Genomic DNA, 13,805 nt, shown 5'->3' with positions numbered 1-13,805 from the left:
AGATGTTACATTTTGCCAACAAACTTAGTTCCCTCTCCTCACTTTTACGTTAAGCTAGTACTAATTTCGTCCAATAAAATGATTATGTTCAAAAAACTTCGAAATAAAATTCAGCCCAGTACGGTCAATAATGACATGCTGAATAAACAACAAAGATACGATGCCCTAGTGAAGGTATTGCACACGGATGTATTTCGATATGCATACTGGCTTTGTGGCGATCGACACGTCGCTGAAGACATCACCCAAGAAACATTTTTGCGGGCGTGGAAGTCGCTTGACGCTTTAAAAGATGAAAAAGCGGCCAAGGCCTGGTTGATCACCATTCTCAGGCGCGAAAATGCGCGACGATTTGAACGTAAGCAGTTTGATTACACTGACACTGAAGAAAGTCGCTTAGAAGATAATATTAACTATTCTCTTGAGCAAAAAATGGAACAAACCTTATTACGTCGTCAGATTGCCAAACTCGAGCCTGAATATCGAGAGCCCTTGTTACTTCAAGTAGTGGCAGGCTTTAGCGGTGACGAGATTTCAGCAATTTTAGAACTGAATCGCAATACCGTGATGACACGTTTATTCAGAGCAAGAAATCAGTTAAAAGAACTCCTTGAACACACAGAAATAAGAGAAAAAACCAATGGATGAATTACGCTTTCGTCGACAAGCGGTCATTGACCCCAACTGTCAAGATGACGACTTTATCCAGGCGGCAAGTGATCCGGATAAGGCCGAATTTATCGAACAAATGAAAACATTGGACGATAAAATCCATGGGGCTTTTGCTATCCCCACTCCGCCACAATTTGCCGACAAATTACTGCTAAACACCCAATTAAAAAGCCATTATAGCTTTACACAGCGTTTAGGCGTTGGGGTTGCTATGGCGGCATCTATTGCCTTTGTCAGTTTAATATCATTTAGCTTATTAAGAGTCGCACCTATCGATCTCAGTGAGCATGCGTTAACTCATGTTCACCATGAAACCCAAGCAATGCAGGCTAATACGCCAATTCCGATTGAACTGGTTAACGAAAAATTAGGCCAATTATTTCCTGAGAGTATTGAGCGTTTTGTCAACGATCCTGGCGATATTTTGTTTGCCACTTACTGTGATTTCCAAGGTGTTCAATCCCTGCATTTGGTGTTACAGCATAATGGAGAGAAGGTGACTGTCTTTATTGTGCCGCAAAACGAGCGCTTTCAATTAGCCAGTTATTTTAATGATGCCGAATTAACCGGTGCTAGCTATAACGCGGGTAATGCCTATATGTTGCTGGTTGCGAATAATAATGAGGCGTTAAATGACACCCGTAGTCGCCTAGAAACCAGTTTTATCTAAGCGAGATTTAACCTGTGCTTGAATAAGCTCGCTTACCTTGTGTCGAGGTAAGCGATAATCTGCCTGCTTAGTTATTCACTGCGGATCAACACCAGCAGGATCAGTTGTCGGCAACGCCCTGATTAATCCCGTTGATATCCGCTTTTGCCATTGGCATACAAAGCCACCGCCCCGTAGTGATGCTATCTTGATAACCACAAATTCGAAAACCTGCATCCCTGATAATACCTCAGCCATAGGGTAAAGACCGGCCATTCATTGCAAAATTTGGGCGACCATGACCTCGATGGCCGACTTACGCCATAAAAAATACAGTAAACGGCCAGACTTTTTTATTAATTGTGACTTAAAAACCAACATAAACAAGGGGCTAACGAATAAGCCCCAACCGCAACGACATGCATAAGCCATTGTTATCAAAAGGGTTTAAACAACCTTTCGTGAGCGCCTTATTTAGCAAAACCTTAAATTATACATTTAAATAACTTTTTATTAACAGCAATTTATCTCTGGTCGGAGTTGTGGAGGTTAGCCCGAGTCCCTAACATACAGCCATTATAAATGGCACAGTAACGCACTGCGTCGACAATAAGAGATGATAATAATGAAAATGTTCAACAAGACTCTATTAGCCTCGGCGGTAACATTATTAAGCGCGCAAACCATGGCGGCGGGTTTCCAACTTAACAGCCAATCGGCTACCGGAATTGGTCGTGCCTTTGCTGGTGATGCCGTGATCGCTGACAATGCCAGCGTATTAGCCCGTAACCCATCGGCAATGGCCATGTTTGATGAAAAAGCCCTGTCTGTCGGTCTAACCTATGCCGATGTTACTGTGGAAGTCAGCGATGCCAACTGGAATCGTGGCGCTAACATTCCTGTCGTCAACTATGACCATATCGATAATGCTGCCGAAGCCAAAGTCATCCCAAATGCCTTCTATATTCAACCGATTAATGACACTTTTGCTTTCGGTTTAGCTGTATTCTCTAATTATGGCACTGGCACTGACACCAGCGATTTAGGCTTAAGTGGAAAGCCTGTCCCTGGGGATCTAGTCGGCAAAACCGAAGTCACTACGGTTAACTTTAATGCCAGCATCTCGGCTCGCATTAACGAGCATTGGAGTATCGGTGCAGGTATCGACGTTATTCGTGGCGAAGGGGTATTAACTCGTGATGGACAAATCGCGGTATTCCCTGATGTTCAAACCGTTGATGTTGAAGCCGATGGTTTCGGTTTTGGCGGTATTGTAGGTGTTACCTATGAAGTCAACGACAATCACCGTTTTGGCCTGAGCTATCGCTTCAGTCCTGACATGAAAGTTGAAGGGACCTTAAAGAAGTTGAACCCAGCCAACTTTGCCATGGCAGATTATGATGAACTGACGGTACCGATGGCCGATATCGCCCAGTTTGCCGGTTTCCACCAGCTAACCGAGCAGTTCGCCCTGTCATATACCGCGCAGTGGACTGAATGGAGTAACTTTGACTCGGTGGATCTGCACTCAGGCAGTGACACTGAAATCCTGAAAGAATACGGTTGGAAAAACTCTTGGTTCTTCAGCGTTGGCGGTACTTATACCCTCAACCAAGACTGGACGTTACGCGCCGGTTACGCCTTTGACCAAGGCGTTGTTGCCGACATCCAATCCATTTCTATCCCGGATTCAGATCGTCAATGGTTAGCTGTAGGTGCCACCTATAACCTCAGCAAAACATCCACCGTTGATGTTGGCTTTGCCCACGTCATGGGTGAAGAAACCCAAGTCACCGAGAAATCACTAGGCGGTCTTAACGGTACCCTAAGCGCAGTGACCAATACTGGCGCCAACTATTTCTCAGTCCAATATAGCCAGCGCTTTTAATCTGTTAAGATGATGACAGCGCCCCTAAGTTGAGTGACACTCACTTAGGGGGGGGGAAACTAAAAAGCCGCAAATTTGCGGCTTTTTTGCATGCTGACAAGGCATTGTTTGCCTGCAGCAGACCTCAACTCTTACTGCTAACTCCCAGCGTGAGTGATTATCCTTTGGCTTGCAGCGCCCAAACTTTCCCTAAATATCATCACAGCAATACCCAACCTCATGGTTAATTTATCCGCTATCATGCAGTGCTTATGTGGTCATGAACTGATAAGCTCAACCAGTGACAGCATAACAAAGGATGATGCAATGAAAACCATGGTCGCAGCGGCACTGTTAGGGTTGGGGATTTTTGCTGGATTACTCGGATTAGGTTATCAAGCAAGCACCAGTATCATGGCCACCAAAATGCTTGATAGAAGTGTCACGGTGAAAGGACTCGCGCAGATGGAGGTGAATGCCAATATCGCTATCTGGCCCATCCCCTTTACCGCTGTTGATAATAACCTCAATCAGCTTTATCAAAGCGTCAGTCATAGCTCCGCCACCATCATCGCATTTTTAAAAGAACAAGGATTTAGTGATGATGAAATCACTCAAGCGATGCCCGCCATTGATGATCGACAAGCGCAGGGGTATTCCGACCCCAACGTAAGATTTAGATACAGTGCTAAAACCACCATTTCTGTGTACTCAAATGACGTCGACAAAGTTCGCCGCGCTCAGCAACAAATATTGCAACTGTTACAGCATGGCATTAGTTTTGCCACCGATGGCTATAATAGCCGGGTTCAATACCTCTACACCCAATTGAATGATGTTAAACCTGAGATGATCCAACTGGCGACTCAAAATGCGCGCGAAGTCGCCGAAAAATTTGCCAAGGATTCGCAATCTCAACTGGGTAAAATTAAACAAGCCAGTCAAGGTCAATTCAGTATTAGCGACCGAGATAGCAATTCCCCGCACATCAAACAAATCAGGGTGGTATCAACCATCACCTACTATCTCTCTGATTAAATACCAAAAAATTTATAAATACCGATTAAAGTTATCGATTCATTAAATTTTTCTAATGGATTGATTGCAGTTTACACTGCATTCCATTAGGATTTTTGCATGAATGGTGCAATCGCTACCTGTCTTCTGGAATCGAGGTGTAAAGGATGAAACTACGACCCACTATTACCGCCATGTGTGCCCTGCTTTTCAGTGCTCACACTCTAGCAACTCAGCCAATGCCTGAGCAATTGTTAACCATAGAGTCGGTAATGACTGCGCAAATGTTAAACCTAGATGCCACGCTAGAAGCAGTGCAAGATGCAACAGTTTCAGCCCAGACCTCAGCTCGGATCCTTGCCATTAACTATGACGTCAATGATCTCGTCCCCGAAGGCGCCGAGTTATTGCGGATGACCAATATCGAGCAAGGGGCGCAATTAACCGGCGCTGAGGCTGAACTGGCTAAAGCCCGCGCATTCAATATCGATGCCCAATCACAATGGCGCCGTCTGCAGCAACTCTTTCCGCAAGGGGCTATTTCTAAAGGTGAAATTGATAATGCCACCGCCAAGGCCGACGCCGCTGCACAAGCGGTCAACGCAGCGCAATCACAAGTAGAAAAGGCCATTGAAAATGTTAAATACACCCAAGTCTTTGCGCCATTTTCAGGTATTTTAACGGCTCGCCATGTTGAAGTCGGAGAAACCGTCCAGCCAGGGCAAGCATTACTTTCGGGTTACTCTAACCAGCAAATGCGCGCCGTCGCTTGGGTGCCTGAACGCTATCGTCAGGCGCTCAATAGCCTACCGAAGTTTGACATCGAGCTAAGTGATGGTCGAGTGATCATGGATATCTCGCCAGAAATAAGCCAATTTGCCGATCCTAAGAGTCATAGCTACATGATACGCCTGCCCTTACCCGCAGATATTGGCAATATCAATCCCGGTAGCTGGGCCAAGGTGCGCTTTAGCACCGGACAACGCCAACAAATTGCTATCCCCGTCAGTGCCGTGTACCACATGAATGAACTCACCGCCGTCTATCTATGGCGCAACAACCAATTCTTGCTGACACAAGTACGTCTCGGCGCTTACCAAGATGATAAGGTCCAAGTACTCGCCGGTCTGGAAGTGGGCGATAAAATTGCTAGCGCGCCATACGAACTACTCATGTCTGGCAAAGCGAGTATGACGGTTAATTAAGGAGTTTGTATGAGTCAGGACACGCCCAAAATGGGCATCGCAGGTCGATTAGCCGCCACCTTTCAAACCAACCCCATGACGCCACTGTTGGCCTTGCTAGGCTTACTCATGGGTATTTTTGCCATTATGGTGACGCCAAAAGAAGAAGATCCTCAAATTGAGGTCACCTTCATCGATGTTTTTATTCCCTTTGTCGGCGCGACACCACAAGAAGTCCAAAACTTAGTGACCCTGCCAGCAGAGCAGCTGATCTCTGAAATCAAGGGAATAGATACGTTATATTCCATGTCTCAAGCCGATGGCGCCATGTTAATCGTGGTATTTGATGTTGGTGTCCCGCGCAACGATGCCATTGTTGCGCTCTACAACCAACTCTATGCCAATATGGACAGACTGCCTCGTCAGGCAGGTGTCGGCGAGCCGTTAATCAAGCCCCGCAGTATTGATGATGTTCCCATAGTGAACATTAACTTATGGTCCAAAGACCGGCAGGTATCTGCAGCCCAATTAACCCAAGTCGCCACGGGTCTTAAAACCCAATTGAAACGCATTCCAGGTACCCGGGAAGTGAATTTGGTCGGTGAGCAAGAATTAGTGCTCAATGTACGGATTGACCCCGTCAAACTCAATGCGTTTGGATTAAGTTATGACCAATTACAAAATAGCTTAGATAACAATAATCGCACCTCAATGCCGGTATCTTTGGTTCAAAATAATCAGGTCATTAAGATAAAAACCGGCCAGTTTTTACAATCCGAACAAGAAGTGGCTGATTTGGTGGTCGCCGTGGTGCCCACACAGAGTGGCCCACAAGCCGTCTACTTGGCTGACATAGCTGAACTCAATCTCGGTGCCGATATTCCTAGCGCCAATGTTTGGTTTCAAGACAGCAGTGGCAGCTACCCCTCTGTGACCCTCTCGATTGCCAAACAACCTGGAATTAATGCTGTCGATTTAGCCGATGCCATTAACGCCCAGCTGCAGGCCAGTCACAATGTCCTCATCCCGGATAATATCCAAGCCACTATCACGCGTAACTATGGTGAAACTGCCGCGGAGAAATCCAGCACCTTAATCTATAAATTAATGTTTGCCACCTTAGCTGTCGTACTCTTGGTGCTGGTAACCATGGGGCTGCGTGAATCGATTGTGGTCGGGGTGGCTATCATCATTACGCTGGCGATGACCCTCTTTGCTAGTTGGGCTTGGGGCTTTACGCTAAATCGTATTTCACTGTTTGCATTGATTTTTTCTATCGGCATCCTGGTCGATGATGCCATTGTTGTGGTGGAAAACATTCATCGACATATGGCAATGAAAACGGGGTCGATAAAGCAACTGATCCCAAGAGCCGTCGATGAGGTGGGTGGACCGACAATTTTAGCGACCTTCACCGTGATCGCCGCGTTATTACCTATGAACTTTGTCGGTGGCTTGATGGGACCATACATGAGCCCGATTCCTATCAATGCCAGTATGGGCATGCTGATCTCGCTTGCCATTGCTTTTATCATTACGCCTTGGCTCAGTGGCAAGTTACTCGCATCTAGCCAGGTTCATGCCACCAGCCATAATCCCGATGACTCAGGCATGGCGCGTTTCTTCCACCGCTTATTAAGCCCATTTGTGATTGGCGATAAAGCGCGAACCCATCGACGCTTGTTGAGTCTCGGGTTATTAGTCTTGATTGTATTGGCCATGAGCCTACCTGTCGCCAAGTTAGTGGTAATGAAAATGCTGCCCTTTGACAATAAGTCAGAATTTCAAGTGATGTTAGATATGCCGGAAGGTACCCCAGTTGAGCAAACTCAAAAAGTGCTCAACGACCTTGGCCAATATTTACTGACTGTGCCTGAGGTGACGCATATTCAAACCTATGCTGGTACCAACTCACCCATGAATTTTAATGGGTTAGTTAGGCATTACTATCTGCGTGAAGCACCTGAACTTGGCGATATTCAAGTTAACTTAGTCGCTCATCAACAACGCGATCGCGATAGCCACAGTATTGCCGCATCAACCCGAGCGCAATTGACGCAAATCGCTAGCCGCTATAATGGCCGGATCCAAGTGGTAGAAGTCCCGCCAGGACCACCAGTATGGGCCCCTGTTGTGGCTGAAGTTTATGCCCCTAATGAGGCGTTACGCCAGCAAGCCGCCAAGCAAATGTTCGACTTATTTGAACAAACCGATGGCATGGTTGATGTGGAAATATTTTTACCGGCTCAACAAGCGCAGTGGCAAATTAGCATCGATAGACAAAAAGCCAACTTGTTAGGCGTGCCTTATGCCAACATTGTCGACGCGATTACCACCTCTATTGGCGGAAAAGATGTCGCTAACTTCCATCAGCCCAACCAGCAAACCCCCATCCCTATTCGTTTGGAGCTGAAAGAATCGACGAAAATGGATCTTGAACAGGTACTAAATCTAACCTTAACCAATCAGCAAGGCACGACCGTGGCGATTGCCGATCTGGTAAACATCACCCAAGGTCATATCAAGATGCCTATCATGCACAAAAATATGGTGCCGATGATCATGGTGACCGGCGATATGGCCGGCGAGCTCGACAGCCCGTTATATGGGATGTTCGACATGGTGGCACACATTAATGGCGATGAGGGCCTTGGCTTCCAACAGTCCTTTGTCGAACAACCCTCTGGTCTGGACAGCATTAGTGTCCTATGGGATGGCGAATGGAAAATCACTTACGAAACCTTTCGGGATATGGGCATAGCCTATGCTATTGGAATGATTGGTATTTATTTACTGGTCGTGGCTCAGTTTAAATCGTATTTAGTGCCCTTGGTTATTATGGCCCCCATTCCATTAACAATTATTGGCGTCATGCCAGGTCATGCCTTGCTCGGTGCGCAATTTACTGCCCCCTCGATGATTGGCATGATTGCCCTTGCAGGCATCATAGTCCGAAACTCTATCCTGTTGGTGGACTTCATTAATCATGAATTGGCGCGCGGGATCCCCTTAGCTCAAGCGGTGATCCATTCTGGCACAGTGAGAGCCAAACCCATTATTTTGACTGCACTAGCGGCCATGATAGGTTCCTTGTTTATTTTGGATGATCCGATATTCAATGGCCTCGCTATCAGTCTTATCTTTGGCATATTTGCCTCAACCTTATTGACCATTATTTTAATTCCAGTGCTGTACTTTAGTTTGATCCAGCGCTTCCCTGAAATTGCAAATAAATATTTATCGGAACATTAATATGTCACTCGAGAAATCAATCACCGCCTTTGCTGGTATCATGGTGTTACTTTCGTTAGCCCTGAGTGTGTGGGTCAGTACCGATTTTCTCTGGCTTACTGCCTTTGTCGGTGCTAATTTATTCCAAAGCTCTTTCACTGGCTTTTGTCCCGCTGCCATGGTGATGCGTAAATTTGGCGTTAAGACTGAAGCAGAAATTGCATTAGCTAAGCGAATACAAGGATAGAAAAATGCGTTTATTGTCTGTGTTACAAAAAGTTGGCCTTATGTTCATCGCCATCTTGAGCCTGAGTTCAACGGCGCAAGCGGCCGATGATTTGCAAGCATGGGATATGATTAAAGACGGGGCACTCGTGATCGATGTCCGCACCCCAGAAGAGTTTGCCCAAGGTCATTTGGCTGACGCCATTAATATTCCATTTGAGCAGATAGCCCAAGAGTTTGCCCAACGCGATATCGCCAAAGATACCGAAGTGGTTTTATATTGTCGTAGTGGCAATCGCAGTGGCCGAGCGCAACAGTCACTGATTGAGCAAGGCTATACTCATACCTTTAATGGCGGCGCATACCAGAATTTAGTGCGCATCGAGCCCACAAAGTAATTAACCCTGATAATAAGGCCGCACTCGCGGCCTTATTATTTTCGTTAATCCACGTCTAATGACAGTGATATTACTTCCCGGTCTCGATGGCACTGGGCTACTGCTAAAGCAACTGTATCATCAGCTTAATCAGAGTATGGCGGTTAAGCTATATACGCTCGATAACGTCGCTGGCACCAGTTATATCGAACAAGCGGCGACAATCGCCCAAGAGATAACCTCTGAGCCAGTTATCTTGGTAGCAGAGTCGTACTCTGGCCGCATAGCTTACGAGTTATGCCAACTGCGGCCGATGCAAGTACAAGCCGTGGTGTTTATCGCTAGTTTTATCTCATCCCCGTCACAGCTATCACGATTGGCCCACTGGTTACCCATCAGCTTAATGCGACCAAACCCTGTGTCGAGTTGGCTGCTGCATTGGCTAGCCTTTAATTTAATCGGTAAACGCACAAGGGTTGAACCGATATGGCATGCGCTATCGCAAGCTAATCCGCTAATGTTGCACCATAGACTCAGCAATATTGCCGCGCTCAAGGTCCCACACGCGGTTATCGACTGCCCCGCTATCTACATTAAACCTCATCGCGATAAATTGGTCAGTCACACAGCACTGGCGCTGCTGAAGGCCGTATTTGCCAATTGCACTGTTATAAACATCGCTGGCGGTCATTTCATCGCCCAGACTCACCCTAACGAATGCGCTGACATTATTCTTAACCTTGTGAGCACTGCGTCTCATGTCCATGAAAATGAGCCTTTGAACGTCCATGACAGTCGATGAATTTAACCATTTTTGCCAATCCTTACCCGCCACTACCTATGTGCAGCAGTGGGGAGCAAGCCATGTCTGGAAAGTCGGCGGCAAAGTGTTTGCCATTGGGAGCAGCTCGGCGAGTAAAGTAGCAGCGTATACCTTTAAAACCACCGACAATAATTTTCACTTTCTCGGGGAAATCGACGGCTATAGACCAGCGCCATACTTTGGCAGTCGCGGCATGAAATGGATCCAGCAGTTTGATAATGCCCCAAGTAAGGATGAGGATTTACGCTATTACCTTAGCCAATCTTACCGGCTCGTCTGTTTAGGGTTAACCATAGCCATGCGCCGGCAGTTAGGATTAGAACAGCCGCCGACTAAGGAGGGCTCAAGTAACATACCAGAACCTTAGCCAGGGTATTAAGATAGAGGCTTGCAAAAAAAACAGGCCCCTTGGTTAGAGCCTGTTGCTTGAGCGTCCTAATCCGCTTCCCCTTAGTAGAGCCTAATGGGGGTTAACGCGAGACTTTGATCGTCATCATTGAGCCACATTTCGCCTTCTGAGATGTTGCAACTTAGTCGCATCGAGCGCTTAACTAAGCCAGCCAACTGCTGCACTTGCTCTTTGGGAAATTCCCATACCTCAAGGTTTTTATATCGACTAAATGGCCCTTGAGCTTTTTGCCACCAAATAGGCACACTCCGACCGCCATAGACATATAACTTTACGTTTTTGGCACGGCCACAGGCCTTTTTTATCCATTTTTCATCGGCTTCACCAAACTCAATCCACAGTTCTATATCGCCACTTAAGCTTTTTTGCCACAGCTCGGCCTCATCATCGACACACAATCCTTTGGAAAAGGTTAAGTGTTCTGATGCATTAAGTGCGAACGCGGCTAAGCGAACCATCATGCGCTCATCGGTTTCTGAAGGGTGTTGCGCCAAAGTAAATTGGTGGGTTTGGTAATAATAACGGTCCATATCTGCAATCTGCAGTTCGGCTTTAAAAATCGTGGCATTCAGTGCCATGTAAGGCTCCAGCTTTTAAGGTCAAGCAATTAGGTGATTGCGCCGCGATGGCAGCTAAGGTTGGTGCATCGGCAACCACCAACGAACGGAAACCTGCCCGTTGGCAATCCAGCACCGCTTCTAGCGATTGCAAAGGTTCACGGTTGCAATCACGACGTATGAATTCATTTAACGCCACAGTCATTGGCTCACTGTGAAAGACATATTCCAATTGTTGCATTAGTGCCACGGCAGCAATAGGCAATAATTGCGGATCCGACTGCTGATCGAGCAAGAGGATGGAAGCTGTGGGCTTCGATCGATCGTCGAGTGCCTGTTCAAACCATGTCGTTGTCTGATGATCAAACCTGTCGCCGTTCAAGGCGAAAAAACGCTCCCAGCAGCGGCGACGCTCATCTTCATTGATAAAACTGTGCTTCACCCGCTCACGATTAGCGGCCACAAAGTCGAGCAGTGGCGCTAAACTCGCAGGCAGGGCTTGCTCTAAGCGGCCTCTGATTGTGCGAGCATAAACAGGGGCGGCACCCGCTGTACTGATGGCCACTTGTAAACGACCACGGTCAACAATCGCTGGGGTGATAAAACTGCACAGGCTAGGCGTATCGACCACATTAATCAACACCCCTAATTCAGCCGCTCTCACGGCCATTTGCTGATGTAAGGCTTGGTTATCTGTGGCGAGGTAAATTAACTGAAACTGGGCACTGATGTCATCTAGCGCCGCAATCCGCGACTGCCATTGCACTCTATTGCCATCTACCAGTTGCTGGATTATGGGTGTGATAACTGGCGAAATCAGGGTAATCTGGGCGTCAGTGCGAGCCAGCAAGGTTAACTTGCGCTCGGCAACTACACCACCACCGACCATTAACACTGAGCAATGGCGGGTGTCGAGCATGAGAGGGAAATACTGCATCTCTACCTTGTATTAGGCCCTCATCATCACGAGAGCCAGACTAAATCAATCCTTGACCAACGGCAGTTGCTGTTGCTGCCATGCTTTGTAACCACCAATTAACGAAGCCACGTGCTGATATCCCATCAACTGTAAGTGATAGGCTGCCATCACGCTGCGATAACCCCCGCCACAATATAACAGCAAAGGGGTAGATTTATCAGGGAAACGGGTTTCGATATCACGTTCAATGATACCACGCCCCAAGTGAATGGCACGGGGTAAATGATCGTTCAACCATTCATGATCTTCACGAACATCAATCAAATGCCATTGTGGTTGAGTTTGATATTGATCAATGGAGATCTCTTGAACTTGCGGACGAAAACGAGCGACTAACTGTTCAAATCCTGGGGTATGAGCCATGGCAAATTCCTTAATGGGCTTCACTGCGCTCGGCACTACACTGCCAGCACAATTCAAAACTGGCATGATTATACTCTTGACATTGTACACATTGCCATTGGGGAAGATCAGCATCTAAATTGGCTAATTGTGATTGTGCCAATTCAAATTGCGCCTGAGACACCCACAATTCGACCGTTTGTAAGTCCACTGGCAATTCACCTACGCCGCCCATTAGGGCTTCGCCGCGCAATTCTACTTGAATCCCTGCTGATTCAAGTAAGCCTTTCCAAGTGTGCGCCTGCAGTAAATTGCCACCAGCGACTAAACATTTACGTGTTTGTGTTTGCATTTGCCTTCCTTACTACCATTTTTGACATCGAAGGTCATTGATATTCGCCAAACAGGCATTAACCTAATGTTAACACCTGCCAGCATGTTGAGCGGGAATGGCAAAAGTGTCAAGTGTGAAAAACGGCCACAAAAAAGCCGACTCACTTAGTCGGCTTTATTCAATGCGGTCGATTACGGCATCATTGGCGGCTGATCAGCGCCTTCTTTTTCGATTTCAACCGGGATCATATGATCGCGACTTACACCGAGTTTCATGGCTAAATAACTGGCCACATAAATCGATGAATACGTCCCGAATAAAATCCCCATCAGCAGTGCAGTCGCAAAGCCGTGGATCATGGTGCCGCCCTTTAAGAACAAGGCCACTACCGTTATCAAAGTGGTGCCTGTGGTGATAATGGTACGACTCATCGTCTGGGTGATAGACGCATTAATGATTTCGTAGGGTATCGCCTTACGCATCTTGAGGAAGTTCTCACGGATGCGGTCATAAACCACAATGGTATCGTTGAGTGAGTAACCCACCACAGTTAACAGTCCGGCCAGTACGGTCAAATCAAACTCGAGTTGCAATAGTGAAAATACACCGAGCGTTAAAATAACGTCGTGAGCCAATGAGGCCACAGCGCCTGCAGCTAATCGCCACTCAAACCGGAATGACACGTAGATCAAAATACAGATCAGCGCGACCAAAACGGCTAAGCCACCTTGTTCAGCAAGCTCTTTACCTACCTGCGGACCCACAAATTCAACGCGTTTTTGGATCACTTGGCTGTCGAGATGCTGGGCAGCTTTCATCACTTCTAACACTTGAGCATCACTTGCGATGCCAGCGCGAACTTGCAAGCGAACCAAGATATCGCGAGTCGAACCAAAATTTTGTACGATGGCGCCACTGACCTTTTCATCGGTGAGTTGAGCGCGTAAATCATTGAGATTGGCAGGCTTGGAAAATTCAAGCTCCACCACGGTACCACCAGTAAAATCTAATCCCCAATTGATGCCCTTAGTTCCCAGAGACACCAAAGAAGCAACGACCAAGATCAACGACAAAATGCTGATGATTTTGGCATGTTTGAGGAAGTCGATAGTATTTTTAAATGCGGTTAACTGCATCAT

The 13,805-nt window shown here is 46.9% G+C and carries 15 protein-coding genes; 10 read left to right on the top strand and 5 right to left on the bottom strand.

All coding sequences use genetic code 11. The features are described 5' to 3' along the window. Window positions 1–84 precede the first annotated feature (84 nt). From KU855_RS04855 to KU855_RS04810, 10 genes are all read left to right on the top strand, one after another. Complete coding sequence (locus KU855_RS04855; RefSeq protein WP_218529179.1) at window positions 85–648, top strand: sigma-70 family RNA polymerase sigma factor; 564 nt, start codon at window positions 85–87, stop codon at window positions 646–648. After that, on the top strand, window positions 641–1,342 hold the full coding sequence (locus KU855_RS04850; protein ID WP_218529178.1) for a DUF3379 family protein: 702 nt from the start codon (window positions 641–643) through the stop codon (window positions 1,340–1,342). Before KU855_RS04855 ends, KU855_RS04850 begins: the two co-directional genes overlap by 8 nt. A gap of 604 nt (window positions 1,343–1,946) precedes the next feature. Continuing rightward, window positions 1,947–3,209: an OmpP1/FadL family transporter gene (locus KU855_RS04845; RefSeq protein WP_218529177.1), complete on the top strand. Its 1,263-nt coding sequence runs from the start codon at window positions 1,947–1,949 to the stop codon at window positions 3,207–3,209. Between the two features lie 306 nt (window positions 3,210–3,515). Next, window positions 3,516–4,226, top strand: coding sequence for an SIMPL domain-containing protein (locus KU855_RS04840; RefSeq protein ID WP_218529176.1), 711 nt, complete (start codon window positions 3,516–3,518; stop codon window positions 4,224–4,226). A gap of 146 nt (window positions 4,227–4,372) precedes the next feature. After that, window positions 4,373–5,410, top strand: a complete 1,038-nt coding sequence (locus KU855_RS04835; protein ID WP_218529175.1) for an efflux RND transporter periplasmic adaptor subunit — start codon at window positions 4,373–4,375, stop codon at window positions 5,408–5,410. A 9-nt stretch (window positions 5,411–5,419) separates the two neighbouring features. Further along, a complete protein-coding gene (locus KU855_RS04830) occupies window positions 5,420–8,641 on the top strand; it encodes an efflux RND transporter permease subunit (protein WP_218529174.1) in 3,222 nt (1,073 codons plus the stop codon). A 1-nt stretch (window position 8,642) separates the two neighbouring features. Beyond that, the gene (locus tag KU855_RS04825; protein ID WP_218529173.1) at window positions 8,643–8,867 is read left to right on the top strand and encodes a DUF2892 domain-containing protein; all 225 of its coding nucleotides are present in this window, start codon (window positions 8,643–8,645) and stop codon (window positions 8,865–8,867) included. Window positions 8,868–8,871: 4 nt separating this feature from the next. Next, window positions 8,872–9,243: a rhodanese-like domain-containing protein gene (locus KU855_RS04820; RefSeq protein WP_218529172.1), complete on the top strand. Its 372-nt coding sequence runs from the start codon at window positions 8,872–8,874 to the stop codon at window positions 9,241–9,243. A gap of 58 nt (window positions 9,244–9,301) precedes the next feature. After that, window positions 9,302–10,024 (top strand): alpha/beta fold hydrolase, encoded by a 723-nt coding sequence (locus KU855_RS04815; RefSeq protein ID WP_218529171.1) that lies wholly within the window; start codon window positions 9,302–9,304, stop codon window positions 10,022–10,024. Next, a complete protein-coding gene (locus tag KU855_RS04810) occupies window positions 10,011–10,412 on the top strand; it encodes an MmcQ/YjbR family DNA-binding protein (RefSeq protein WP_218529170.1) in 402 nt (133 codons plus the stop codon). The genes KU855_RS04815 and KU855_RS04810 overlap by 14 nt, the downstream gene beginning before the upstream one ends. 83 nt (window positions 10,413–10,495) lie before the next feature. On the opposite strand, the gene KU855_RS04805 is transcribed toward KU855_RS04810, so the two are convergent. The 5 genes from KU855_RS04805 to secF all read right to left on the bottom strand — a co-directional run bounded on the left by KU855_RS04805 (window position 10,496) and on the right by secF (window position 13,805). After that, window positions 10,496–11,032 (bottom strand): YaeQ family protein, encoded by a 537-nt coding sequence (locus KU855_RS04805; protein ID WP_218529169.1) that lies wholly within the window; start codon window positions 11,030–11,032, stop codon window positions 10,496–10,498. Further along, window positions 11,007–11,948, bottom strand: a complete 942-nt coding sequence (locus KU855_RS04800; protein WP_218529168.1) for a bifunctional precorrin-2 dehydrogenase/sirohydrochlorin ferrochelatase — start codon at window positions 11,946–11,948, stop codon at window positions 11,007–11,009. Before KU855_RS04800 ends, KU855_RS04805 begins: the two co-directional genes overlap by 26 nt. A 45-nt stretch (window positions 11,949–11,993) precedes the next feature. After that, window positions 11,994–12,353 carry a rhodanese-like domain-containing protein gene (locus KU855_RS04795; RefSeq protein WP_218529167.1) on the bottom strand — a complete coding sequence of 120 codons (360 nt, stop codon included), beginning with the start codon at window positions 12,351–12,353 and terminating at the stop codon, window positions 11,994–11,996. A gap of 10 nt (window positions 12,354–12,363) precedes the next feature. Beyond that, window positions 12,364–12,684 carry a DUF2007 domain-containing protein gene (locus KU855_RS04790; protein WP_218529166.1) on the bottom strand — a complete coding sequence of 107 codons (321 nt, stop codon included), beginning with the start codon at window positions 12,682–12,684 and terminating at the stop codon, window positions 12,364–12,366. A gap of 173 nt (window positions 12,685–12,857) precedes the next feature. Continuing rightward, on the bottom strand, window positions 12,858–13,805 hold the full coding sequence (gene secF, locus KU855_RS04785; protein WP_218529165.1) for a protein translocase subunit SecF: 948 nt from the start codon (window positions 13,803–13,805) through the stop codon (window positions 12,858–12,860).

Origin of the sequence: Shewanella sp. NIFS-20-20 (assembly GCF_019209865.1) — a bacterium.
Lineage (GTDB): Bacteria > Pseudomonadota > Gammaproteobacteria > Enterobacterales > Shewanellaceae > Shewanella.
This window is presented reverse-complemented; position numbering and strand designations above follow the sequence as displayed.

Excerpts from the sequence above, each read along its gene's own strand:
- KU855_RS04855 (WP_218529179.1), top strand. The coding sequence starts at position 85 with ATGTTCAAAAAACTTCGAAATAAAATTCAGCCCAGTACGGTCAATAAT.
- KU855_RS04850 (WP_218529178.1), top strand. The coding sequence starts at position 641 with ATGGATGAATTACGCTTTCGTCGACAAGCGGTCATTGACCCCAACTGT.
- KU855_RS04845 (WP_218529177.1), top strand. The coding sequence starts at position 1,947 with ATGAAAATGTTCAACAAGACTCTATTAGCCTCGGCGGTAACATTATTA.
- KU855_RS04840 (WP_218529176.1), top strand. The coding sequence starts at position 3,516 with ATGAAAACCATGGTCGCAGCGGCACTGTTAGGGTTGGGGATTTTTGCT.
- KU855_RS04835 (WP_218529175.1), top strand. The coding sequence starts at position 4,373 with ATGAAACTACGACCCACTATTACCGCCATGTGTGCCCTGCTTTTCAGT.
- KU855_RS04830 (WP_218529174.1), top strand. The coding sequence starts at position 5,420 with ATGAGTCAGGACACGCCCAAAATGGGCATCGCAGGTCGATTAGCCGCC.
- KU855_RS04825 (WP_218529173.1), top strand. The coding sequence starts at position 8,643 with ATGTCACTCGAGAAATCAATCACCGCCTTTGCTGGTATCATGGTGTTA.
- KU855_RS04820 (WP_218529172.1), top strand. The coding sequence starts at position 8,872 with ATGCGTTTATTGTCTGTGTTACAAAAAGTTGGCCTTATGTTCATCGCC.
- KU855_RS04815 (WP_218529171.1), top strand. The coding sequence starts at position 9,302 with ATGACAGTGATATTACTTCCCGGTCTCGATGGCACTGGGCTACTGCTA.
- KU855_RS04810 (WP_218529170.1), top strand. The coding sequence starts at position 10,011 with ATGACAGTCGATGAATTTAACCATTTTTGCCAATCCTTACCCGCCACT.
- KU855_RS04805 (WP_218529169.1), bottom strand. The coding sequence starts at position 11,032 with ATGGCACTGAATGCCACGATTTTTAAAGCCGAACTGCAGATTGCAGAT.
- KU855_RS04800 (WP_218529168.1), bottom strand. The coding sequence starts at position 11,948 with ATGCAGTATTTCCCTCTCATGCTCGACACCCGCCATTGCTCAGTGTTA.
- KU855_RS04795 (WP_218529167.1), bottom strand. The coding sequence starts at position 12,353 with ATGGCTCATACCCCAGGATTTGAACAGTTAGTCGCTCGTTTTCGTCCG.
- KU855_RS04790 (WP_218529166.1), bottom strand. The coding sequence starts at position 12,684 with ATGCAAACACAAACACGTAAATGTTTAGTCGCTGGTGGCAATTTACTG.
- secF (WP_218529165.1), bottom strand. The coding sequence starts at position 13,805 with ATGATGCAGTTAACCGCATTTAAAAATACTATCGACTTCCTCAAACAT.